The organism is Stenotrophomonas sp. YJH_SMC_119 (assembly GCF_059368315.1).
Genome location: NZ_JCAFRP010000018.1, coordinates 16689 through 38204 on the forward strand (window position 1 = coordinate 16689; position 21516 = coordinate 38204).

At 67.1% G+C, this 21516-nt stretch carries 21 protein-coding genes; 10 read left to right on the forward strand and 11 right to left on the reverse strand.

The window, feature by feature from the left end:
* Positions 1 to 143 precede the first annotated feature (143 nt).
* From AC5P6S_RS19410 to AC5P6S_RS19420, 3 genes are all read right to left on the reverse strand, one after another.
* A complete protein-coding gene (locus tag AC5P6S_RS19410) occupies positions 144 to 911 on the reverse strand; it encodes a hypothetical protein (RefSeq protein WP_201861616.1) in 768 nt (255 codons plus the stop codon).
* A gap of 348 nt (positions 912 to 1259) precedes the next feature.
* The gene (locus AC5P6S_RS19415) at positions 1260 to 2051 is read right to left on the reverse strand and encodes an ABC transporter permease (protein ID WP_005411568.1); all 792 of its coding nucleotides are present in this window, start codon (positions 2049 to 2051) and stop codon (positions 1260 to 1262) included.
* Positions 2048 to 3016, reverse strand: a complete 969-nt coding sequence (locus AC5P6S_RS19420) for an ABC transporter ATP-binding protein (protein WP_005411567.1) — start codon at positions 3014 to 3016, stop codon at positions 2048 to 2050. Before AC5P6S_RS19420 ends, AC5P6S_RS19415 begins: the two co-directional genes overlap by 4 nt.
* 84 nt (positions 3017 to 3100) lie before the next feature.
* Between AC5P6S_RS19420 and AC5P6S_RS19425 the strand changes: the two genes are divergently transcribed.
* Positions 3101 to 3850: a ferredoxin--NADP reductase gene (locus AC5P6S_RS19425; protein WP_081113724.1), complete on the forward strand. Its 750-nt coding sequence runs from the start codon at positions 3101 to 3103 to the stop codon at positions 3848 to 3850.
* A gap of 152 nt (positions 3851 to 4002) precedes the next feature.
* Here AC5P6S_RS19425 and AC5P6S_RS19430 read toward each other — a convergent pair whose 3' ends face one another.
* The 3 genes from AC5P6S_RS19430 to AC5P6S_RS19440 all read right to left on the reverse strand — a co-directional run bounded on the left by AC5P6S_RS19430 (position 4003) and on the right by AC5P6S_RS19440 (position 7241).
* Positions 4003 to 5172 carry a lytic polysaccharide monooxygenase gene (locus AC5P6S_RS19430; protein WP_005411565.1) on the reverse strand — a complete coding sequence of 390 codons (1170 nt, stop codon included), beginning with the start codon at positions 5170 to 5172 and terminating at the stop codon, positions 4003 to 4005.
* A gap of 178 nt (positions 5173 to 5350) precedes the next feature.
* Entirely contained in the window at positions 5351 to 6523 is a 1173-nt protein-coding gene (locus AC5P6S_RS19435; RefSeq protein WP_043034473.1) for a lytic polysaccharide monooxygenase, read from the reverse strand.
* A gap of 232 nt (positions 6524 to 6755) precedes the next feature.
* Entirely contained in the window at positions 6756 to 7241 is a 486-nt protein-coding gene (locus AC5P6S_RS19440) for a DUF1203 domain-containing protein (protein WP_049397677.1), read from the reverse strand.
* Between the two features lie 216 nt (positions 7242 to 7457).
* Here AC5P6S_RS19440 and AC5P6S_RS19445 point away from each other — a divergent pair, with 216 nt between their 5' ends.
* The 4 genes from AC5P6S_RS19445 (at position 7458) to AC5P6S_RS19460 (ending at position 11360) form a co-directional block, all read left to right on the forward strand.
* Positions 7458 to 7841, forward strand: a complete 384-nt coding sequence (locus AC5P6S_RS19445) for a GGDEF domain-containing protein (RefSeq protein ID WP_265329150.1) — start codon at positions 7458 to 7460, stop codon at positions 7839 to 7841.
* A 68-nt stretch (positions 7842 to 7909) separates the two neighbouring features.
* Entirely contained in the window at positions 7910 to 9436 is a 1527-nt protein-coding gene (locus AC5P6S_RS19450; RefSeq protein WP_235643555.1) for an alpha/beta hydrolase, read from the forward strand.
* On the forward strand, positions 9433 to 10179 hold the full coding sequence (locus tag AC5P6S_RS19455) for an ABC transporter ATP-binding protein (RefSeq protein WP_235643554.1): 747 nt from the start codon (positions 9433 to 9435) through the stop codon (positions 10177 to 10179). Before AC5P6S_RS19450 ends, AC5P6S_RS19455 begins: the two co-directional genes overlap by 4 nt.
* On the forward strand, positions 10176 to 11360 hold the full coding sequence (locus tag AC5P6S_RS19460) for an ABC transporter permease (protein ID WP_012481564.1): 1185 nt from the start codon (positions 10176 to 10178) through the stop codon (positions 11358 to 11360). The genes AC5P6S_RS19455 and AC5P6S_RS19460 overlap by 4 nt, the downstream gene beginning before the upstream one ends.
* 71 nt (positions 11361 to 11431) lie before the next feature.
* On the opposite strand, the gene AC5P6S_RS19465 is transcribed toward AC5P6S_RS19460, so the two are convergent.
* Both AC5P6S_RS19465 and AC5P6S_RS19470 read right to left on the reverse strand, forming a co-directional pair.
* Complete coding sequence (locus AC5P6S_RS19465; RefSeq protein ID WP_062605400.1) at positions 11432 to 11860, reverse strand: DUF7832 domain-containing protein; 429 nt, start codon at positions 11858 to 11860, stop codon at positions 11432 to 11434.
* Between the two features lie 67 nt (positions 11861 to 11927).
* Complete coding sequence (locus AC5P6S_RS19470) at positions 11928 to 12713, reverse strand: helix-turn-helix domain-containing protein (RefSeq protein ID WP_099473832.1); 786 nt, start codon at positions 12711 to 12713, stop codon at positions 11928 to 11930.
* A 77-nt stretch (positions 12714 to 12790) separates the two neighbouring features.
* On the opposite strand from AC5P6S_RS19470, the gene AC5P6S_RS19475 reads away from it, so the two are divergent.
* Positions 12791 to 13045, forward strand: coding sequence for a hypothetical protein (locus AC5P6S_RS19475; protein ID WP_005414831.1), 255 nt, complete (start codon positions 12791 to 12793; stop codon positions 13043 to 13045).
* 82 nt (positions 13046 to 13127) lie between these two features.
* Here the strand turns inward: AC5P6S_RS19475 and AC5P6S_RS19480 are convergent, their stop codons facing one another.
* Entirely contained in the window at positions 13128 to 14132 is a 1005-nt protein-coding gene (locus tag AC5P6S_RS19480; RefSeq protein WP_005414830.1) for an energy transducer TonB, read from the reverse strand.
* 202 nt (positions 14133 to 14334) lie between these two features.
* Positions 14335 to 14955, reverse strand: a complete 621-nt coding sequence (locus tag AC5P6S_RS19485; RefSeq protein ID WP_012481561.1) for a TIGR00645 family protein — start codon at positions 14953 to 14955, stop codon at positions 14335 to 14337.
* 112 nt (positions 14956 to 15067) lie between these two features.
* On the opposite strand from AC5P6S_RS19485, the gene AC5P6S_RS19490 reads away from it, so the two are divergent.
* The 4 genes from AC5P6S_RS19490 to AC5P6S_RS19505 all read left to right on the forward strand — a co-directional run bounded on the left by AC5P6S_RS19490 (position 15068) and on the right by AC5P6S_RS19505 (position 20828).
* Positions 15068 to 15757, forward strand: a complete 690-nt coding sequence (locus tag AC5P6S_RS19490) for a glutathione binding-like protein (protein ID WP_099473829.1) — start codon at positions 15068 to 15070, stop codon at positions 15755 to 15757.
* 162 nt (positions 15758 to 15919) lie between these two features.
* Complete coding sequence (locus AC5P6S_RS19495) at positions 15920 to 18145, forward strand: S9 family peptidase (protein WP_188246433.1); 2226 nt, start codon at positions 15920 to 15922, stop codon at positions 18143 to 18145.
* Between the two features lie 25 nt (positions 18146 to 18170).
* Complete coding sequence (locus AC5P6S_RS19500; protein ID WP_049403671.1) at positions 18171 to 18686, forward strand: cytochrome c oxidase assembly factor Coa1 family protein; 516 nt, start codon at positions 18171 to 18173, stop codon at positions 18684 to 18686.
* A gap of 342 nt (positions 18687 to 19028) precedes the next feature.
* Positions 19029 to 20828 carry a DUF885 domain-containing protein gene (locus AC5P6S_RS19505; protein ID WP_005411550.1) on the forward strand — a complete coding sequence of 600 codons (1800 nt, stop codon included), beginning with the start codon at positions 19029 to 19031 and terminating at the stop codon, positions 20826 to 20828.
* A gap of 171 nt (positions 20829 to 20999) precedes the next feature.
* Here the strand turns inward: AC5P6S_RS19505 and AC5P6S_RS19510 are convergent, their stop codons facing one another.
* A complete protein-coding gene (locus tag AC5P6S_RS19510) occupies positions 21000 to 21458 on the reverse strand; it encodes a hypothetical protein (RefSeq protein WP_005411549.1) in 459 nt (152 codons plus the stop codon).
* Positions 21459 to 21516 lie beyond the last annotated feature (58 nt).

The following is a 21516-nucleotide window of genomic DNA, read 5'->3' on the forward strand; positions in this document are numbered from 1 at the left end:
GCTTAGCCGCGCCATCCAAGGCGCGGATACCCCCGCGAGCCCATCGCACACGACCCCTGACAGTTTCCGGGTGCGGCCACCACGGAAAACAGATCAGGAGCGGAGGCGGGTCGCTCGCTGCGCTCGCTCGTGTAGAGCGGTGCTCAGGGCAGTTGTTCGCTGAAGTCTTCGGTGTAGCCCAACAGCAGTGTGGTGCGGGTGGCCAGGGTTGCAGCCAGTTTTGACCACGTGTCATGCGTTCCGGCCGCGTAGACGCGCTGCAGGTCCGCGACCAACGCATTTGCCTGTGCAGGCGACGGCGCGCTGTCGCGCTGGAAGCCGAGCCACGATGCGCCGAGCCCGAACAAGCGGTAGTCATGGTGTTCCTGCAGGTGCCGGATCAGGGCGTGATTCTGGAAGATGTCCCAGTCCGCGCTGAAGTAACCGTTGGGCAGGGCGGCGATCAGCAGGTCATCGCGGTCCACCGGCACCTGTTGCACGCAGACCACCTCGTCGACGATGAGGTCCGGCGTTGCATTGGCGGCGACCAGCGCCTCGATGTCCTCGTCGCTGCACATCAGCGTGCCCGGCAGCGCGCTCCATTCCAGCCGATGAGAGGAATGCTCGAGCTGCGCGACCACATGCGCCAGCAACCGCTCGCGTGCCGCCAACGCGTCTTCGGGGGTTTCCGGATCTTCGTCCTCGTACAGCGCGATGCGCGCGTCGTCGGACGCATGCATGCTGGTGTAGCGGCATTGGCCGACATCATCGAGCGTGCACAGGTAGCGATACCGGGGATCAGCCGTTTGTAGTGACGCCAGGTATTCCAGCACCTCATCCAGCGTGGGCGAATCGCCCAGCAACGCATGGCTGAAGGCATCGATGGGGCCGTCCGACACGGCCTTGTCCAATGGAATGGAAGTGATCTTCATCGCCACAGCCTAGCCGCAATCCCGAACGAAAAGATCCGGGCGTCGGCCTTACCGTGAACGCTCCATTCACGCATGGCGTGGATCCATCGTGTCGACCAAGGTCGACACCCACCAACAGCAGCGGCAATCTGTCGAAGGCGGGGTGGGTCCGGTTGCGGGGGTGTCCGCGGCATGGATGCCGCGGCCAAGCCTCCATGGACGGATTCACGGCGTCCCCCGCAACCGGACCCACCCCGCCATCCCCCGGATAGTCAGCTTTTGCCGTTGCTTTTGCCGTTGCCGTTGCCGTTGCCGTTGCCGTTGCCGTTGATTCGGCGGGTGCAGGGCCGCAGGCCCTGCAGGCAAAACTCAGCTGCGCATGCCCACGCCGCGACGCAGCAGCCACAGCGCCAACGCCGTCAGCACCACCACGAAACCGATCATCAGGCCGTAGGCCACCGGCAGCGGTACATCGCTGCTGCCCAGCAGGCCATAGCGGAACGCGTTGACCATGTAGAAGATCGGGTTGGCGTGCGTGGCCGCTTCGGCCCAGCCCGGCAGCAGCTTCACCGAATAGAACACGCCACCCAGGTAGGTCAGCGGGGTCAGGATGAAGGTCGGCACGATCGCCACGTCATCGAACTTCTTCGCATACACCGCGTTGATGAAGCCGGCCAGCGAGAAGATCGTCGCGCCCAGGATCACCGTGGTCAGCATCACCAGCGGGTGCGGGATGCGCACAGGGGTGAAGAACATCGCGATGATCAGCACGATCACGCCCACCATCAGGCCGCGCAGCACCGCACCGGCCACGTAGCCCCACAGGATCACCCAGTTCGGCATCGGGCTGACCAGCAGTTCTTCCACGTGACGGCCGAACTTGGCGCCAAAGAACGAGGAACTGATGTTGCCGTAGCTGTTCTGGATCACGCTCATCATCACCAGGCCCGGCACGATGAACTGCATGTAGGTGTAGCCGCCCATGTCACCCACGCGCGACCCGATCAGGTTGCCGAAGATCAGGAAGTACAGGGTCATGGTGATCGCCGGTGGCACCAGGGTCTGGCCCCAGATGCGCATGATGCGGGCGACTTCGCGGCGCACGATGGTCATCAGCGCGATGCGGTTGCGCTGGCCGTCGGTCAGCTCGGTGGTGCTCATGCAGGCTTCTCCAGGTTGCCGGTGAGGCGCACGAACAGCTCCTCCAGGCGGTTGCTCTTGGTACGCATCGAACGCACGCGGATACCGGCCTCGTTGAGCGTGGCGAACACGCGGTTGAGGTCCATTGCGCGCGGCATGTCGATGTCCAGCGTGTGCGGGTCCGGCGCGGTCAGCGTCGCACCTTCGATCACCGGCAGCTGTGCCGGCAGGTCACCGTCGATGTCCAGCAGGAAGCCCTCCACGTCCAGCTTGGCCAGCAGGGTGCGCATCGGCCCCTGCTCGACGATCTGGCCATGGTTGATGATCGCCAGGTGGCGGCACAGGTACTCGGCCTCTTCCAGGTAGTGCGTGGTAAGGATGATCGTGGTGCCTGCGGCATTGATCTCCTTCAGCACGCGCCACATGTCGCGGCGGATCTCGATGTCCACGCCGGCGGTCGGCTCGTCCAGGATCAGCAGGCGCGGGCGGGTCATCATCGCGCGGGCGATCATCAGCCGGCGCTTCATGCCGCCGGACAGCGTGCGGCTCATCACCTGTGCCTTTTCCCACAGGTGCGCGCGCTTCAGTTCCTCTTCGGCGCGCTGCTCGGCTTCCTCGCGCGGTACGCCATAGAAGCCGGCGTAGTTCACCAGGATGTCGAAGGGCTTCTCGAACAGGTTGAAGTTGATTTCCTGGGGCACCAGCCCGATCAGGCGCATGGTGGCGCTGCGGTTGCGCACCAGGTCGCTGCCGAACACTTCCACCTGGCCCTCACTGAGGTTGACCAGGGAGCTGATGATGCCGATCAGGGTCGACTTGCCGGCGCCATTGGGGCCGAGCAGGGCGAAGAAGTCGCCCGGGGCCACTTCCAGGGAAACCCCCTTCAGGGCCTGGGTGCCGTTGTCGTAGGTCTTGCGCAGGTCGCGCACGCGCAGGGCGGGCGCCGTATCGTTCTGGGATGCCAAGCTCGAAGCCTTCGCGCCCATGGGCTGGCGCTGGAGAGGGGCGGGGAGGGGCTATTATAGAAGACCCCGAGGGCTTGCCCCGGCTACACACTGTCCCGAAAAGTCGTGCCTGTTCAATTCCCCCTCAAGCTGGTCGGCTGCCGCATGCTGGCCCCGACCGTCGGCCACTACCAGTTCGTGCGTGACGATGGGCAGCCGCTGGATTTCCAGCCCGGCCAGTTCATCCAGGTCCATTTCAGCTACGCCGACGGCACCGAAACCAAGCGCAGCTACTCGCTGGCGACCATCCACGACCACGCGCTGGGCCCAGGCGAGGCGGTGGATATCGCCGTCAGTTTCGTGCCCGGTGGCGCCGCCACGGCCCTGTTCGAGGCACTGGAGCAGGGCGGCCAGATCAGTGCGTCCGGCCCCTATGGCCGGTTCTGCCTGAATCCCGGTGACCACAACGCCCGTTACCTGCTGATCGCCACCGGTACCGGCGTTACCCCGTACCGCTCGATGCTGCCGCTGCTGGAAAAGGCCATGGCCGAACGCGGTGTGCAGATCGTGCTGTTGCAGGGCGCGCGCAGCCCGGGCGAGCTGCTGTACAGCGAAGATTTTTACAGCTTCGCCGAAAAGCACCCGAACTTCCGTTATGTTCCGTGCCTGTCGCGTGAACTCCCGGCTGATCCGCACCCGGACGTACAGCACGGCTACGTGCAGCAGGCGCTGGCCGGCTTAACGCCGGACCCGGCCACCGACATCGCCTACCTGTGCGGCAACCCGGACATGGTCGATGCCTGTGCCGAGCTGCTGAAGGCCGCCGGCCTGGGCAACCCGCAGATCCGCCGCGAGAAGTACGTCAGCAGCAAGTAAGTCAGGGTAGTGCCGGCCGCTGGCCGGCAGCCCCACGAACCCTGGTAGTGCCGGTCGCTGGCCGGGCAGCCCCACGAACCCTGGTAGTGCCGGCCGCTGGCCGGCAACTCCAAGAACCGGAGGCGGCGCCACGCCGCCCCCGGTCGCCTGCCTCAGTACGCGACCCAGGCATCGCGCCAGGCGAAACCGGTGCCCGGGCGATAGGCATCGGCGTTGATGTTGCACCACGCACCCTCCGGGAACGGCCGGCAGGCGTAGAGCTTGCCGTCGGTGCCCTTGACCACGGTTTCGCCCGGCGTGTAGCTGCCGATACCGGCCGGATACACGAAGTCGTAGTCGTCACCCGGCGGCGGATCGACCGGATCGACCGGGCCCGGCAGGCGGGTATCGATCTGGAACAGGTTGCCCGGCTTCAGGTAGACGCGGTTCTCGGTGGCCGAGGCGACCGGCGTGATCACGCCGTTCCTCATCACGCCCACACGCGCCTGCTGTGCACTGGCGTTGACCTTGCGGGCCAGCGCCAGCGGCCACTGGTTCGCAGCGGTCTGACCTGCGGCCAGGGTGATCTCCGGACGCTCCAGATCATTGCCCTGGGCGTTGAACACGCGCAGCGTCAGGGTGGTGCCTTCTTCCAACGCACCGCGGGCGGTGACCGGGCCGGCGTCCTGCCACTGCGGCGGCGGTTCAACGCCACCACCGCCTTCGAAGCGCACGTCCGCGCAGGTATAGAACGCTTCACCGGAATCCGAGCGCTGCCAGGTGTTGTAGATGATGTGCTGGCCGCTGCGCTTGGGCAGCGGGCAATCCAGCTTGTAGACGTCGCCGGAGACCGGCACGTTGCCCAGCGTGCAGAATTCCTGCAGGTCGGCCCAGCGCAGCGGGCTGCCCGGCTGCCAGCCGTCGCGGGTGACGTAGAACTTCCACTCGCGGGTAGCATGCGGGGCCGGTGCCTTGAACTCGAAAGTGTAGCGCCCGCGCGAATCGGCGCGGATCGGCGAGGTCGGCCAGTCACTGCGGTTCAGATCGAGGCCGCGGTACTTGCTGTTGCCGCCGCTGCACAACTCGCCATCTGGAACCACCGCTTGATGGTTGCCATTGGCGTTGGCCTGGTTGACACCGGCCCAGTCGTAGAACGGCTGGGCGCCGCCGATGGCCTTGGCGGCGGCGCAGGCCGGGTTGGTCGGATTCTCCGGATTGCCCTCGTGGCACTGCTTCACGCGGCTGAGCGGCTTGGACAGGGTGCCGTGGGCGAAGGCGTTGCCGGACAGTGCCAGGCCGACAACGGCGGACAGTGCGAGGACGGCCCGATGGGACAGGTGCATGCAGGAACTCCTTTGCGAAGTGTTGGAAACCTCGCGGAGTCTTCCCATGTAGCCGCCATATGCCCATCAGACAAGTTTGAAAGGCTGCTGGGTTCCTCTGTTTCTGCAACGCGCGCCCCACTGCGCGACAGGGGAGCCAGGAGGCGGTGTGATGTGCACCGCCTCCCACATCACTGCGTCAGTACGCGATCCACGCATCGCGCCAGGCCGCGCCCACGCCCGGCCGGTAGGCCTCGGCATTGACGTTGCACCATGCACCCTCCGGGAACGGGCGGCAGGCATACAGCTTGCCGTCGCTGCTCTTCACCACGGTCTGGCCCGGCACGTAGCTGCCGATGCCCGCCGGGTACACGTGGTCGAAATCACCACCTGGCGATGGCGTACCCGGGTCCGGCACCTGGGTATCGAGCTGGAAGCGGTTGCCGTCCTTCAGGTACACGCGATTGTCGGTGGCCGACGCCGACGGCGTGATCACGCCATTGGCAAGCACGCCCACGCGCGCATGCCGGGCACTGGCATTGACCTTGCGGGCCAGCGCCAAGGGCCATTGCGCGGCCGAGGTCTGGCCGCTGGCCAGCGTCGCTTCCACACGTTCGACATCGTTGCCGCTGGCATTGAACACGCGCAGTGCCAGCGTCGTACCGACCGGCAATTCACCGCGGGCGGTGACCGGGCCGGCATCCTGCCATTGCGGTGCCGGCGTCGTACCACCGCCGCTGCCCTCAAAGCGTACGTCCATGCAGGTGTAGAACGCTTCGGTCGAATCCGAGCGCTGCCAGGTGTTGTAGATCACATGCTGGCCGGTGCGCTGCGGCAGCGTGCACTGCAGCTTGTAGGTGCCATCGGCAGAGAGCGGTGTATTGCCCAGCGTGCAGAACTCCTGCAGGTCGGCCCAACGCAACGGGCTGCCCGGTTGCCAGCCGTCGCGGGTGACGAAGAAGCGCCAGTCGCGCGTGGCGTGCGGCGCGGTCGCCTTGAACACGAAGGTGAACTTGCCATTGGCATCGGCGTGGATCGGCGTGGTCTGCCAGTCACTGCGGTTCACGTCCAAGCCGCGGAAGGTGGGATTGTTGCCGCTGCACAGCTTGCCGTCGGGCACCACCGCCTGATGGTTGCCGTTGGCGTTGGCCTGGTTGATGCCGTTCCAGTCGTAGAACGCCTGCGATCCGCCCACCGCTTTCGCGGCGGCGCAGGCCGGGTTGGTCGGGTTCTCCGGATTGCCCTGGAAACAGGCATAGACGCGGCTGACCGGCGTGGTCATGGTGCCGTGGGCGAACGCGTTGCCGGCCAGGCACAGGCCTGCAGCGGCGAACGAGGTGGCCAGCAGCAGCGGTGTGGATCGGAATGACATGGCGCTTCCTTGTGGTCGTCGAAAGAGAGCGGTGACCGCAGAGTTGCGCTGCGCGGCGGACTTTCGGCGGCACCATCGCGAGTATCGAGTTGCGGTGCCGGGTGCGGAACCATGGAAATGCTGATCCGTGACTGTGGGTGTGAAGCCCTTCCCGCGGGCTTCACGTGGGCCTGAACGGATGCGCTGGCGATCACGTGTCCGGCGTGGCAACGATCACGTCGTGGAGATCCGGTCATGTCGGCGCCATGCCGACGCGATCCGCCTGGCACGAGAAGCAGCCGTGGGCCGCGTTGTGCAGTTGCACGAAGGCCACGTCAGGGTCGGCAAACAGCGCGTCCAGCCGAGCGCCGACATCCGTGCCTGCGCTGATCTCGGCGGCCAGCATCAATGCAGCCTGGTCATAGGCGCGCAACGAGATCATCCGGCGCTGCACGTACGGGGGTACTTCGCCCGGCGGCAGCACGCAGCGGGTCACGCCACGCTGCACGAAGATCGGGCCCGAGGCGTGATAGGGCGAGTGCAGGGGCAGGTGCACGTGGGACAACAGCAGCAGCTCGCTGCCACCGGGCGGATCGCTCAGGCTGATCCGGCAGGGGTGTCCTCCTGATTCGCCGGCCCAGCGACGCCGGATGCCCAGCGCAGCCAGCGCGGTGTCGCTCTTTTCGAACAGGTGCAGGAACGGGCGGTGGTCGATGCCACCGAGGTACCACGCATGCATGGGCGTCTCCTTGGTTTCCCACGGATTCTGCGCAGGCACCGGCCGCCGTGCTCGCCGTTTTCAGACCCCGCATCTCCATCGGGCCAGGCAGCGCCGCGGGGATCGCAGCACAAGGCGCCAAGATGCGCGCGCCGCCCCGGCCGATGAGCGCCGCATGTCCCTGGATGTCCCCACCCTCACCGCGCTTGGCTTCCTGCTCTGCATCGCTGGGGCCATCTGGCCGGAGACGAGGTACTGCGCCACTTCGCTGCATTGATGCAGCACGGTTTGCAGGGCCATGACACGCTGCTGGGCCGCTACGGTGGCGAGGAGTTCGTGCTGGTGCTGGCCGGCAGCACGCAGGGTGAAGCGATGGCGTGGGCTGTGGCGATCCGTACCGCTCTGCAGCAGAAACCGGCGCCGCTGACCACTGGGCCGGTGACGGTCACTGCCAGCATTGGCCTGGCGATGGACGACGGCAACGGCGACCTGTCCACGCTGCTGGCAGCGGCAGACGCGGCGCTGTACCGGGCCAAGGCCGCCGGCCGCGATCGCCTGGCCTGCGCCACGCCGGCGGAGATTTCGCGTCTGCCCATCGCCGACGACGCCGTGCCCGTGTAAGTTGAGTCACATCTTCCGCGGCAGCCCGTCGTGGTTGCCAGGAACGTCCTCCAGGGGAAACGAGCACGATGCAAAGACACCACCTCGTGCTGGCCGCAACGTTGGCCAGCCTGATGCTTGCCGGTTGCAGCCAGTCACCGTCACCCGGCGCCGAAGGCGCCAGCGATGCACCCAGCCGCCGTTTCGGCACGATCGACTTCCAGCCCTGCACGCTGTCCACGGTAGGTGCCAGTGCCAACGTGGAAGCGCAGTGCGCCACCCTGCAGGTGCCGGAGGACCGGGCCCAGCCCGCTGGCCGGCGCATCGGCCTGCGCATCGCCTGGCTGGAATCGGGCAGCAGCGGCTCCAGCCAGCCCGACCCGGTGTTCTTCCTGGCCGGTGGCCCCGGCCAGGCCGCCAGCGAAGTGGCCGTCATCGTCGATACCGCGCTGCGCCAGGTGCGCAAGCAGCGGGACATCTTCCTGGTCGACCAGCGCGGCACCGGCGGCTCCAACCCGCTCAGCTGCCTCGGCGCGGACGGAAAGGAACTGCCGATGGACGAGGACGCGGCGCCCTCCGAGGCCTTGATGCGCGACTATGCCCAGCGATGCGCGGCTTCCCTGCAGGGACGTGCGGACGCACGTTTCTACACCACCACCGAAGCCATTGCCGACCTGGACGCGGTCCGCCAGGCCTTGGGCGTGGACCGGGTCAATCTGATCGGTGCGTCCTACGGCACCCGCGTGGCCCAGCGCTATGCGGGTACCTATCCACAGCACACCCGCAGCATCGTCATCGATGGCGTGGTGCCGAATGAGCTGGTGGTGGGCGGCGATTTCGCCAGGACGTTCGAAGACGCGATCGCCCTGCAGTCGGCGCAGTGCCGCAAGGACGCTGCCTGCAGCAGGCGCTTCCCGACCGATACCCGTGCGCAGCTGCGCAGCGTGGTCGAGACCCTGCGCCGTGCACCGGTTCCGGTCGAGTATCGCGATCCCGGCACCTACGACACCCGGAAGGATGTGCTGACACCGGACAGCGTGGTGGGCCTGGCGTTTGCGTTTTCCTACGTACCCCAGTACGCCTCATTGCTGCCGCTGGTTCTTGATGAAGCCGCGCACGGCCGCTACGCGCCGCTCGCCTCGCTGGCGCGCGGTGCGAACCGCAGCATGGATTTCCAGATCAACCGTGGCATGCACTGGTCGGTGATCTGCAGCGAAGACGCGCCGCGCTACCAGGCGCCGGCCGAGGATCCCGGGCGCCTGTTCGGCAACGACGTGGCAAGTTCCTTCTTTGCCGCCTGCCCGGCATGGCCGCACCGGCCGGCACCGGCAGCCAATGCCGTGCCGCTGCGCAGTGACGTACCGGCGCTGCTGTTGTCTGGTGAACTGGACCCGGTGACCCCGCCCCGCTATGCCGAGCAGGTCCTCAAGGGCCTGCCCAATGGACGCGCGCTGGTCTCCCGTGGCCAGGGCCACGGCACGCTGACCGCCGGCTGCATGCCGCGCCTGCTTGGCCAGTTCATCGACACGACCGATGCGAAGGCGCTGGATGCCGGCTGCCTGGACACGCTGAGCTACGTGCCGGCGTTCACCTCGTTCAACGGATGGGAACCATGATCGTCGCCGACAACCTGCACAAGGCCTTCGATACCCGCACCGGCCGCATCCAGGCGGTGGCCAACGTCGGCTTCCGCGCCGCCGATGGCCAGATCACCGGCCTGCTGGGCCCCAACGGTGCCGGCAAGACCACCACCATGCGCATGCTGTACACGCTGATGACCCCCGACCAGGGCAGCATCAGCGTCGATGGTGTCGATGCTGCGCGCAATCCGGTGGAAGTGCGTCGCCATCTCGGCGTGCTGCCCGACGCGCGTGGCGTCTACAAGCGCCTGACCGCGCGTGAGAACATCGCCTACTTCGGCGAACTGCATGGCCTGTCGGCCGAGCGCATCCGCGAGCGCATCGAGGTGCTGTCGCACGCGCTGGACATGGGCGACATCCTCGACCGCCAGACCGATGGCTTCTCGCAGGGCCAGCGCACCAAGACCGCGATCGCCCGCGCACTGGTGCACGACCCGCGCAACGTCATTCTCGATGAACCGACCAACGGCCTGGACGTGATGACCACTCGCGCACTGCGCCGCTTCCTGCTGGGCCTGCGCGAAGAAGGCCGCTGCGTGATCCTGTCCAGCCACATCATGCAGGAGGTGGCCGCGCTGTGCGATCACATCGTGATCATCGCCAAGGGCACGGTGATGGCCGCCGGCAGCGCCGATGAACTGCGCGGGCAGTCCGGCGAATCCAACCTGGAGGATGCGTTCGTGAAACTGATCGGCAGCGAAGAGGGCCTGCACGCATGAGCATGATGTCGACCCTGATGACGGTGATGCGCAAGGAGCTGCGTGACCTGTCGCGCGACCGGCGTACGCTGGCGCTGACCCTGCTGTTCGGGCCGCTGCTGTACCCGCTGCTGATCCTGGGTATGGGCAAGCTGTCCGAAAGCCGCGTGCGCACGCAGATCGAGCAGCCGCTGCAGATTCCCACCATCGGCGCCGAACATGCGCCGAACCTGGTGCGCTTCCTGGCTGCCCAGGGCCTGAATACCGCTGCTGCGCCGAAGGACCTGGCCGAGGCCATCCGTTCGCAGGACATCGACGTGGCGCTGCGCATCAGCCCGGACTTCGGCAGGGACTGGGCCGATGGCAAGCCGGCGCTGGTGGAGGTGATCAGTGACAGCACACGACGTGCCGCCGAGGTGCCCACTGCGCGCCTGCAGGCGGCGTTGGCCACGTACAACGGCCAGGTAGGGGCGCTGCGGCTGATGGCGCGGGGCATCGACGCCCAGGTCGCACGGCCGCTGGACGTGGCCAGCCAGGACATGGCCAGTGCCGAAGCCAAGCGTGGCCTGATGCTGTCGGCGTTGTTGCCGATCCTGCTGACTCTCACCTCGTTCCTCGGTGGTGCCTACCTGGTGATGGACACCACCGCCGGCGAGCGTGAGCGGCAGTCGCTGGAGCCGCTGCTGGCCACGCCGGGGTCGCGCAGTGCCATTGTCAGCGGCAAGATCGCCGCCGCCTGCATGGTCGGCTTTGCCTCGCTGCTGTTGACCCTGGCCGCGTTCAAGGTGAGCGCGCAGATCGCCCCCGGCAACATCGGCCGCCAGCTCAACATGAACATCATGGCGATGGTGCAGATGCTGCTGGTGATGCTGCCGATGCTGCTGATCGGCACCTCGCTGCTGACCTTCCTGGCCGCAGCGGCCAAGAGCATGAAGGAAGCGCAGAGCCACATGACCTGGCTGATGCTTCTGCCGATGCTGCCGGGCTATGCGCTGATTGCCTACCCGGTGAAGAGCCAGCTGTGGCAGTACGCCGTGCCGTTCCTGTCGCAGAACCAGATGCTGCTGAAGGTGATCCGCCACGAGACCATCACACCCGCGGTCTGGGCCATCTACCTCGGCGCCAGCCTCGGCCTGGCCGCCGTGCTGTGGTTCGCCGCCGTGCGCCGTTATCACAACGAGCGCCTGGCCATCTCCGGCTGACCGCAGAGATAGCGCTGGGCTGTGCCCGGCGGATATGAAACGAGGCCCGGTCATGCCGGGCCTCGTTGTTTTCAGGATTGGGTTGCCTGCCAAGTGGCGAAGCGCTGGGCAATCACCGGCGCCAGGCGGTCGAAGTTCTCCCAGGTATCGGCGACGTGGTACAGATCCGGGACATTGGCGCCCAGCTGTTCCTCATAGTCGTCCAGGTACTGGCCATTCTCGAGGTCGTAGTACGCAGCGGTGAACGTGTTGGCTTCATCACTGATCAGATCGTCGACGAATTTGCCGTCGCTGCACTCCAGCAGGAACAGGCCTGGCGTCGTTCTGCGTTCCAGCAGCGCTTGCAGGTCTTCTTCTGCGTCTTCCGCGAGTTCCGCGCTTGCCATTCCCTGTAGCAGCAGCCACGCCAGGTACATGCCAATGTGAGTAGCCCCAGCCTCTGCAGGAAGATCCGTGGGGAAATCACCGCCGGAATGCCAGCTGGCGTCGTCGTACTTCATCTGTTCTTCCCTTGAGATCGACAGCGAGCTTAGGAGGTGCGGAAAGGCGGCGGTAGTGCCGAATGCGTCAGTCCTTTCCATACCGCGCAGGCGTCACCCCCATCTCGCGCTTGAACACGGCGATGAAGGCGCTGGGCGTGTCGTACCCCATCGACAGCGCGACGCTGATCACCGGCTCGCCGGACAGCAGGCGTGGCAGCGCCAGCAGCACCCGCAGGCGTTGCCGCCACTGGCTCAGCGTCATGCCGGTCTCGGCCAGCCAGTGGCGGGCCAGGCTGCGGCCGGACAGGCCACTGCTGGCGGCCCAGTCCTCGACGCTGCGGTTGTCGTGCGGCGCGCGAGCCAGCGCGGCGGCGATCCGGCCCAGGCGCCGGTCACGCGGTTGTGGCAGGGCCAGCGGCAGCGGCGTGCTGGCGGCAATCTCATCGGCGATCACGCCGGCCAGGCGTGCCTGCGCAGCATCCAGTGGCGCATGGGGCCATTGCAGCGCACGTGCTGTCGCCGCCTGCAGCAGCGCATTGGGCTGGAAGATGCGTGGTGTGGCGGGCAGACCCAGGCAGGCCTCCGCGTTGAAGTACAGGCTCCAGCCATTGAACCCGTCTGCGCCCAGCAGCGCGTGGGGCAGCAACGGCGGTATCCAGGCGACGTGACCTGCGGGCAGCAGCCAGTGCAGGTCGTCGGCGGCGATCCGCAGCAGCCCCTGGTACGCACCCAGCAGCTGCCCACGCGCATGCCGGTGGCGGGCCGTGCGACGCTTGCCGAGCTGGTGCAGCCGGGCCGCCAGCACCACCGGTCCATCGGTGGCATCGGCCAGCGCGGGGTCGAGCAATGCGGCGGTTGTCTGATCTGCCATATCGATTGGCAGTTATACGGCAGAAACGTCGCCTCCGGGCCCCGACACTGGGGCCCACTTCAACGGAGCGCTTCCCCATGCAGCCACACGACATCCTCCCCGACCATCAGAACGACGTGCAGGTGAACGGCCTCACCGTGCGCAAGGGCAGTGTCGGCGCCTTCCTGGCCAGCGTCCGTGACTGGCAGGATCCCGCCAGCGATGTTGCCACCCGTTCCACTGCCGAAGCCGACCTGCGTGCGCTGCTGCCGGGCCTGCACGCGTTGGGCCTGTTCCAGGTGCTGACGGCGCGCGATCCGGCACTGCAACACCTGATCGATGGAGCGGCCTGAAACGGACAAGGCCCGGACATGCCGGGCCTTGGCGTCATTGCAGGGGCAGAAACGACTTAATCCCCTCCGTCCCCTTTTTCGTTCAGTTGTTGCCCGGCGCGAACACCAGCGTACGGCGGGTGGTCACCGGCGCGCTGACCGGCTCGAAGCGCCAACGCTTGACCGCGTTCAGGGCTTCACGGTCGAACACGCGTCCCGGCGTCGCGCGCAGCACGCGAGCGTTCACCACCGAGCCGTCAGTGCCGACGGTGATCTCCACCAGCACTTCGCCGGAGGTTCCCGAACGCAGCGCTTCGCCCGGATAGCGCGGCGCCGGTGTGCTGACCGGGCGCAGGGTGGGCGCTGCCGGTGCGGCGGCCTGGCGTGCGGCGCTGGCCTGCTGGGCGGCAGCCTGCTGCTGCTTCTGCTCGGCCTCGCGGCGGGCGGCGGCCTGGCGCTCGGCTTCCTGGCGCTCGTTGTCGCGGCGCGCGGCATCCTGCTGCGCGGCAATCTGCTTGGCGGCGTCGGCTTCCTTGGCGCGCTGCTCGCTCAGGCGCTGCTGCTCGGTCTGCTGCTTGCTGCGGTCCTCGGCGTCCTTCTTGGCCTTCTCGGCTTCCGCTTCGGTGCGCTTGGCGGCGTTCTGCACGCCCTTGGCCAGGCCGTCCTTCAGGCGCGGCAGGGCCGGCGCGGATGCATCCACCTTCTCGATCAGTGCCACCAGGCGCTGCGCTTCGGTGTAGTCCTCGCGGCCCAGGTGTTGCTCGGCGGCGATCAGGGTGTACGGCAGCAGGTCGGTCAGTGCGCTCTTCACCGAGGCGTCGTCCGGCGTCTTGTCACGCAGGGCGAGGTAGTACTCGATGGCGTTGTCGCCGGCCGGTGCATACATGCGGTTCTCGCGCAGCGCCTGGCTGGCCGACTCGCGCAGCTGCTCGGTACCCATGGACTGCACCTTGGCAGCAACCGCCGGTGCGGCGGGTGCGGCAGCGGCAGGCGCCGTGGCGGCAGCAGGCGCTGCGGATTCTTCCTTGCCCGAGCAGGCGGCCAGTGCCAGTGCCAGGGCAACCGGCAGCCACCGGCGCGCGGCGGTGATCGTTGAGACGTGCGACATCCTGCTCCCCTCTAGAAGACGACGTGACGTAAATCATTGATACGCATGGCCGGGACCTGCGGTCCGGGCGCGGCAGGGTGACGTTTCCCGACGCCACCGCCGGCAACGGCGAGGGTGCAATCTAGCATCCCGGCCACCGCCGCGCACAAGGGACGGTGGCCGGAATGGGGCAGCGGCGGTCAAGCCGCTGGCGGCGGCGACCTCAGTGGTCGTGTGCCTTGTCGTGCGACCTGCTGTGGCTGTTGGACATCAGCTTGTCGGTCCAGGCGATGCCGATCGCCGACAGGATGAACACGCAGTGGATGATGGTCTGCCACAGCACGCCATCCTGGGTCAGCATCGAGCAGCGGGCGACACCGATGTTGGCAGCGGCCACGCTCATCTGCTCCGGCGTGCACAGCGGGATGCCGCCCAGCGCACCGCTGGCGATGAAGGTCTTCAGCAGGTGGATCGAGGAGATGCCGATGATCGCCATCGCCAGCTTCACCTTCAGCACGCTGGCATTGACGTGGCTCAACCATTCCGGCTGGTCCGGGTGGCCTTCCAGGCGCAGGCGCGAGACGAAGGTCTCGTAGCCGCCGACGATCACCATCACCAGCAGGTTGGAGATCATCACCACGTCGATCAGGCCCAGCACGATCAGCATGATCTGCTGCTCGCCCATCGACACCGAGTGCGAGATCAGGTGCCACAGTTCCTTGCCGAACAGGAACACGTAGACGCACTGCGCCACGATCAGGCCCAGGTACAGCGGCAGCTGCAGCCAGCGTGAGGCGAAGATCAGCGTGGACAAGGGGGAGAGCGGCGGGCGGTTTGCACTCATGCGAGGGATGCTGCGTTGCGGGGGAGAGGCGAGGTTACCGGCCCGCCATGACGGTGCCAACCCAACTCACGCACTAGACTTCAGGTTCCTTTCCGCACCCCGAGCCGCCGCCATGATCGACCTGTATTACTGGCCCACCCCGAACGGCCACAAAGTGACCCTGCTGCTGGAAGAAACCGGCCTGGAATACCGCATCCACCCGGTCAACATCGGCTCGGGCGACCAGTTCAAGCCGGAATTCCTGGCGATCTCGCCGAACAACAAGATGCCGGCCATCGTCGACCAGGCCCCGGCCGATGGCGGTGCTCCCCAGAGCGTGTTCGAGTCCGGCGCGATCCTGCTGTACCTGGCCGAGAAGACCGGCCGCTTCCTGCCCAGCGACCCCCGCGGCCGCGTCACCACCCTGGAGTGGCTGTTCTGGCAGATGGCCGGCCTGGGCCCGATGAGCGGCCAGATGGGCCACTTCAACGTATACGCGCCTGAAAAGATCCCGTATGCCATCGAGCGCTACGACAACGAAGTGCGCCGCCTGCACGGGGTGATGGACAAGCGCCTGGCCCAGCACGCCTTCCTGGCCGGCGACGAGTACACCATCGCCGACATGGCCAGCTACCCGTGGATCGGCGCCTACGACACGCTGCCGGTGGATTTCACCGCGTTCCCGAACCTCAAGCGCTGGCATGAAGCCATTGCCGCACGCCCGGCCACCCAGCGGGCCTATGCCCTGCGCCAGCAGGTGAACCCCAACGCCGGCAAGCCGCTCAGCGACGAGGAGCGCAAGCACCTGTTCGGCCAGCGCTGACCGCCTCGGGGTCGGATCCCTTTGCAGCGCAAAGGGCTCTGACCCCAGCACCAGGCCATGGGCAGAAGGTCATGCTGCCTTCCCGCACAGGCTTGGTTAGGATGGGGGACGACCGCTCCGCGTCCATCGCGGGGGCGGACCTGCCGTTTGCCGGGATCCTCCATGCGCCACCTGTTCGCTTCGCTCGCCCTCATGCTCGCCACCAGTACCGCCGCCCACGCTGAAAAGCTGACCCTGGAAGCCATCACCGGCCCGTTGCCGTTGTCCGGCCCAACCCTGATGAAGCCGAAGGTGGCGCCCGACGGTTCGCAGGTCAGCTTCCTGCGCGGCAAGGACAGCGACCGCAACCAGCTGGACCTGTGGAGCTACGACATCGACAGTGGCCAGACCCGGTTGCTGGTTGATTCCAAGGTGGTGCTGCCCGGCACCGAGACCCTCAGCGACGAGGAGAAGGCCCGCCGCGAGCGCCAGCGCATCGCCGCGATGACCGGCATCGTCGATTACCAGTGGTCGCCGGACGCGCAGCGCCTGCTGTTCCCGCTGGGCGGCGAGCTGTACCTGTACGACCTCAAGCAGCAGGGCCAGGCGGCGGTGCGCCAGCTGACCCATGGTGAAGGCTTCGCCACCGACGCCAAGCTGTCGCCCAAGGGCGGCTTCGTCAGCTTCATCCGCGGCCGCAACCTGTGGGTGATCGACCTGGCCAGCGGCAGGCAGCTGCAGCTGACCCGCGACGGCAGCACCACCATCGGCAACGGCGTTGCCGAGTTCGTCGCCGACGAGGAAATGGATCGCCACACCGGTTACTGGTGGGCGCCGGACGATTCGGCGATTGCCTTTGCCCGCATCGACGAATCGCCGGTACCGGTGCAGAAGCGCTACGAGGTCTATGCCGACCGCACCGACGTGATCGAGCAGCGTTACCCGGCCGCCGGCGATGCCAACGTGCGCGTGCAGCTGGGCGTGATCGCACCGGCCGCCGATGCGCAGCCGCGCTGGGTCGACCTCGGCAAGGAACAGGACATCTACCTGGCCCGCGTGGACTGGCGCGATGCGCAGCACCTGAGCTTCCAGCGCCAGTCGCGTGACCAGAAGCAGCTGGACCTGGTGGAAGTGGCACTCGATTCCAACCGCCAGCGCGTGCTCGCCCACGAGACCAGCCCGACCTGGGTGCCGCTGCACAACAGCCTGCGCTTCCTCGATGACGGCAGCGTGCTGTGGTCGTCCGAACGCACCGGCTTCCAGCACCTGTACCGCATCGACAGCAAGGGCAAGGCCACCGCGCTGACCCACGGCAACTGGCCGGTGGATGAGCTGCTGGCGGTCGATGAAAAGGCTGGCAAGGCCTACTTCCGCGCCGGCATCGAGACCTCGCGCGAAAGCCAGATCTACGCGGTGTCGCTGCAGGGCGGTGAGCCGCAGCGCCTGTCGAAGGCGCCGGGCATGCACAGCGCCAGCTTCGCCCGCAACGCCAGCGTCTACGTAGACAGCTGGTCCAACAGCACCACGCCGCCGCAGATCGAACTGTTCCGCGCCAATGGCGAGAAGATCGCCACCCTGCTCGAGAACGACCTGGCCGATCCCAAGCATCCGTATGCGCGCTACCGCGATGCGCAGCGCCCGGTGGAGTTCGGCACGTTGATGGCTGCCGACGGCAAGACCCCGCTGAACTACAGCCTGATCAAGCCGGCCGGCTTCGATCCGTCCAAGCGCTACCCGGTGGCGGTGTACGTCTATGGTGGCCCGGCCAGCCAGACCGTCACCGACAGCTGGCCCGGCCGTGGCGACCACCTGTTCAACCAGTACCTGGCCCAGCAGGGCTACGTGGTGTTCTCGCTGGACAACCGTGGCACCCCGCGCCGTGGCCGCGACTTCGGTGGTGCGCTGTATGGCAAGCAGGGCACGGTGGAAGTGACCGACCAGCTGCGCGGCGTGGCCTGGCTGAAGCAGCAGCCATGGGTGGACCCGGCGCGCATCGGCGTGCAGGGCTGGTCCAACGGCGGCTACATGACCCTGATGCTGCTGGCCAAGGCTTCGAACCAGTACGCCTGTGGCGTGGCCGGTGCGCCGGTGACCGACTGGGGCCTGTACGACAGCCATTACACCGAACGCTACATGGACCTGCCGGCGCGCAATGAAGCGGGTTACCGCGAAGCGCGCGTGCTGACCCATATCGATGGCCTGCGCTCGCCGCTGCTGCTGATCCACGGCATGGCTGACGACAACGTGTTGTTCACCAATTCGACCAGCCTGATGAGCGCGTTGCAGAAGCGTGCACAGCCGTTCGAGCTGATGACCTACCCGGGTGCCAAGCATGGCCTGTCCGGCGCCGATGCCCTGCATCGCTACCGCGTGGCCGAAGCCTTCCTGGGACGTTGCCTCAAGCCCTGATCCAGAAACGGGAAGGAGCCCGCCGATGACCCTGCCACCGCCGATTCCCGCCCATGACCCGGCATCCGCCGGTTGGTGGTGCCGCCACTGGCGCTGGGCGATGCCGTTGATGGTGGTGCTGGTGCTGGGTGGTGCAGGGGGTGTGGTGACCTGGAGCGTGCTGCGCTGGAGCGAGGCGGCACGCGAGAGCCCGCCGATGCGCGAGGCGCTGCGGCGGGCGGGCTGCAGTATTGAACTGGTGGAAGCGTTCGGTGAGCCGTTGAACATCGAGTCGATGCCGCTGGGCAGCATGCAGACGGCGATCAACGGCCAGCGTGATGTCGGCCTGACCGTAGCCCTGGAAGGACCGCATGCGCACGGGCGGTTGTTCGTGCAGGGTACCCGTCGCGATGACGTGTGGGACTACCCGGTGATGTACGTGTTGGGCGAGGACAAGCAGACCTTCGACCTGACGGCGCTGGATGACGACGAGGCCGCGCAGGAGTGCGAGCTGAAGGCCTGCCGTGATCGCGGCGAATGCCCGCTGACCGCCGCGCTGTGACCTCCGGGCGCAGGCGACTGCGGGACGTCGACTGGGTAGAGTCGACCGGGTAGGGTCGACCGGGTAGAGTCGACTGTCAGTCGACTGCTCTTCGATCAGACAGCGAAAACCCCCGCGCTGCGCGCGATGGTCGACCGGGGTAGAGTCGACTGTCAGTCGACTGCTCTTCGATCAGACAGCGAAAAACCCCGCGCTGCGCGCGATGGTCGACTGACAATCGACTCTACTCCCGCCAGGTTTCCGCGGAGCCCGGCTGCACAACCAGCCCGCCATGACTTCCCACCGATTGTCGCCATCGCCGTGAGCGCGTAGGGTGCGGGCAACCCTTTGCTGGAGTGTCCCATGAAGCCGATTGCGCTCGCCGTTGCCCTGGCCCTGACTGCCGCACCGCTGCTGTCCGCACCACCGGCGCTGGCGGCACCCTCCGCCAAGGCCGCCACCCCGGCCAGCCCGGCCTGGGTCGCCCGCAGCAATGCGCTGGCGCAGATTCTGCTGGACGCCCAGGGCCCGTTCCAGCCGGAGGAAACCGGCTTCTTCGGCGTGCCCGGCTACGACGACAAGGTGGCCGATCTCGGCCCGGACAACGGCAAGCGCTACCGCGCTGCCATGGCCAAGGCACGTGACGAACTGAAGGCAAAGCTGGCCGTCGAGAAGGATCCCAATGTCCGCCAGGACTTGGAAATCATGATCCACGCCGCCAGCCAGAACATCGAAGGCAGCGAGCTCAACGAGAAGTACCTGCTGCCGTGGAGCGATGCGCCGCAGACCGTGTTCAGCGGCCTCAACCTGCTGCTGTCCGACCAGGTGCCGGCCGAGCGCCGGGCCAAGGCGGTCGACCGCCTCAAGGCCTATGCCGGCCTGCAGCCGGGCGGCACCGCCTTCACCACGCTGGCGCGCCAGCGCTACGAGGAACGGCTGAAGGACAGCAGCCTGTTGCAGCCGACGAAGATTGAAGTGCAGCAGTCGCTGGACAACGTCGAGACCTACATCACCGGTATCGAGTCGCTGCTGAAGAAGTACCAGATTGCCGGCGCCGATGAAGCAATGAAGGCGCTGGCCGGGCAGATGAAGGACTACGCCGCCTGGACCCGCAAGGAGGTACTGCCGAAGGCACGTGCCGACGCACGCCTGCCGGCGCCGTTGTACGCCTACCAGCTCAAGCAGGTCGGCATCGACATCGACCCGAAGCTGCTGATGCAGCGCGCACAGCTGGAGTTCATGGAAACCCGCTCGGCGATGCAGCAGCTGGCACCGCTGGTGGTGAAGGACAAGGGGCTGAAGGTGGCCGACCCGAGCGATCCGGTGGCGGTGATCCGCGCGCTGAAGGCCGACAAGATCGCCGACGATCATCTGGAAGGCCACTACCGCAAGGTGATCGATGCGATCGATCCGCTGATCCGCGAGCACGCCATCGTGGACGTGCCCAAGCGCGCCATGCAGATGCGCCTTGGCTCGGCCGCCGAGAGCGCGGCCAGCCCGGCCCCGCACTTCCTGCCGGCCCCGCTGGTCAACAACACCGGGCAGCAGGGCACCTTCGTGCTGCCGCTGGGCAACCCGGCAGCGGGCCCGGGCGCGCAGTACGACGACTTCAACTTCGGTGCGGCAGCATGGACGCTGAGCGCGCATGAAGGCCGCCCCGGCCACGAGCTGCAGTTCACCGCGATGGTCGAGCGTGGTGTGTCGCTGGCACGCACCATGTTCGCGTTCAATTCGGTGAACGTGGAAGGCTGGGCGCTGTACGCCGAAGCCGAGATGGTGCCGTACGAGCCGCTGGACGGGCAGATGATCGCCCTGCAGTTCCGCCTGCTGCGCGCCGCGCGCGCGATGCTCGACCCGATGCTCAACCTCGGCCTGACCGACCGTGCCAACGGCGAGCGCGTGCTGATGGAGCAGGTCGGCCTGTCCAAGGCGATGGCCACGCAGGAACTGGACCGCTACATGGTGCGGATGCCGGGCCAGGCCGGTAGCTACTTCTACGGCTACACCCGCATCCTGGAACTGCGCATGCAGACGGAACTGGCGCTGGGTGCGAAGTTCGACCGCCTCGCGTTCAACAACTTCCTGCTCGACCAGGGCCTGCTGCCGCCGGACCAGTTGGCCGACGCGGTGAACAAGGTGTTCGTACCGAAGTACAAGCGCTGAACACCCTCCGGTAGTGCCGGCCGCTGGCCGGCAACCGGTGTTGGTAGATGCCGACCTTGGTCGGCGCTGTGGGTTCGTGCCAACCAAGGTTGGCACCCACCAGAGCGATGTGTTGGCTGTTGCAGGGATGTGCCGGCCAGCGGCCGGCACTACCCCGGTGACGCTGCTGCGTCACCGCTGCGGGGTAATCACCTGTGTCGGCAACCGCGCCGGCGGTGCCGGATTCGGCACCCAGATCGCGACGCCTGCGGCGCGCTTCTGCGTGGTCGGAATCCCGATGCCGACGCCACCACCGACGTGCGAGCCGAACGTGCCCGCGCCCACCGACATGCCTACCGGCGACCCGCTGCTGCCCACGCCCATCAGCACCACGCCGTTGGCGCCCAGCGCTGCGGCTTCACGCTTCAGGCGGGCCACCGCGGCGTCGGTCTGGCCCTGGGTGCCGAAGCCGACGGCGGAAGACGATTCCAGCTGGGCGATTTCCTGGGAGCCGGCCGGTGGCGTCGAATAGATCTGCACCAGCGCCGGATCGATCGGTGCGCGCGCGCGGCCCAGCATCACCTTGGAGGTGCTGGCACAGCCGGCGGCGACCAGCAGCGTGGCCGCCAACGCGGCCCAACGGATGTTCATGGCACTTCCCCTGCAGGACTGGTTGCGATGATCGGCGGGCCACTCTGAATCGGCGCCA

Excerpts from the sequence above, each read along its gene's own strand:
- AC5P6S_RS19510 (WP_005411549.1), bottom strand. The coding sequence starts at position 21,458 with ATGAACATCCGTTGGGCCGCGTTGGCGGCCACGCTGCTGGTCGCCGCC.
- AC5P6S_RS19455 (WP_235643554.1), top strand. The coding sequence starts at position 9,433 with ATGATCGTCGCCGACAACCTGCACAAGGCCTTCGATACCCGCACCGGC.
- AC5P6S_RS19420 (WP_005411567.1), bottom strand. The coding sequence starts at position 3,016 with ATGGGCGCGAAGGCTTCGAGCTTGGCATCCCAGAACGATACGGCGCCC.
- AC5P6S_RS19505 (WP_005411550.1), top strand. The coding sequence starts at position 19,029 with ATGAAGCCGATTGCGCTCGCCGTTGCCCTGGCCCTGACTGCCGCACCG.
- AC5P6S_RS19480 (WP_005414830.1), bottom strand. The coding sequence starts at position 14,132 with ATGTCGCACGTCTCAACGATCACCGCCGCGCGCCGGTGGCTGCCGGTT.
- AC5P6S_RS19500 (WP_049403671.1), top strand. The coding sequence starts at position 18,171 with ATGACCCTGCCACCGCCGATTCCCGCCCATGACCCGGCATCCGCCGGT.
- AC5P6S_RS19415 (WP_005411568.1), bottom strand. The coding sequence starts at position 2,051 with ATGAGCACCACCGAGCTGACCGACGGCCAGCGCAACCGCATCGCGCTG.
- AC5P6S_RS19495 (WP_188246433.1), top strand. The coding sequence starts at position 15,920 with ATGCGCCACCTGTTCGCTTCGCTCGCCCTCATGCTCGCCACCAGTACC.
- AC5P6S_RS19470 (WP_099473832.1), bottom strand. The coding sequence starts at position 12,713 with ATGGCAGATCAGACAACCGCCGCATTGCTCGACCCCGCGCTGGCCGAT.
- AC5P6S_RS19450 (WP_235643555.1), top strand. The coding sequence starts at position 7,910 with ATGCAAAGACACCACCTCGTGCTGGCCGCAACGTTGGCCAGCCTGATG.
- AC5P6S_RS19490 (WP_099473829.1), top strand. The coding sequence starts at position 15,068 with ATGATCGACCTGTATTACTGGCCCACCCCGAACGGCCACAAAGTGACC.
- AC5P6S_RS19430 (WP_005411565.1), bottom strand. The coding sequence starts at position 5,172 with ATGCACCTGTCCCATCGGGCCGTCCTCGCACTGTCCGCCGTTGTCGGC.
- AC5P6S_RS19440 (WP_049397677.1), bottom strand. The coding sequence starts at position 7,241 with ATGCATGCGTGGTACCTCGGTGGCATCGACCACCGCCCGTTCCTGCAC.
- AC5P6S_RS19435 (WP_043034473.1), bottom strand. The coding sequence starts at position 6,523 with ATGTCATTCCGATCCACACCGCTGCTGCTGGCCACCTCGTTCGCCGCT.
- AC5P6S_RS19475 (WP_005414831.1), top strand. The coding sequence starts at position 12,791 with ATGCAGCCACACGACATCCTCCCCGACCATCAGAACGACGTGCAGGTG.
- AC5P6S_RS19485 (WP_012481561.1), bottom strand. The coding sequence starts at position 14,955 with ATGAGTGCAAACCGCCCGCCGCTCTCCCCCTTGTCCACGCTGATCTTC.
- AC5P6S_RS19410 (WP_201861616.1), bottom strand. The coding sequence starts at position 911 with ATGAAGATCACTTCCATTCCATTGGACAAGGCCGTGTCGGACGGCCCC.
- AC5P6S_RS19465 (WP_062605400.1), bottom strand. The coding sequence starts at position 11,860 with ATGAAGTACGACGACGCCAGCTGGCATTCCGGCGGTGATTTCCCCACG.
- AC5P6S_RS19460 (WP_012481564.1), top strand. The coding sequence starts at position 10,176 with ATGAGCATGATGTCGACCCTGATGACGGTGATGCGCAAGGAGCTGCGT.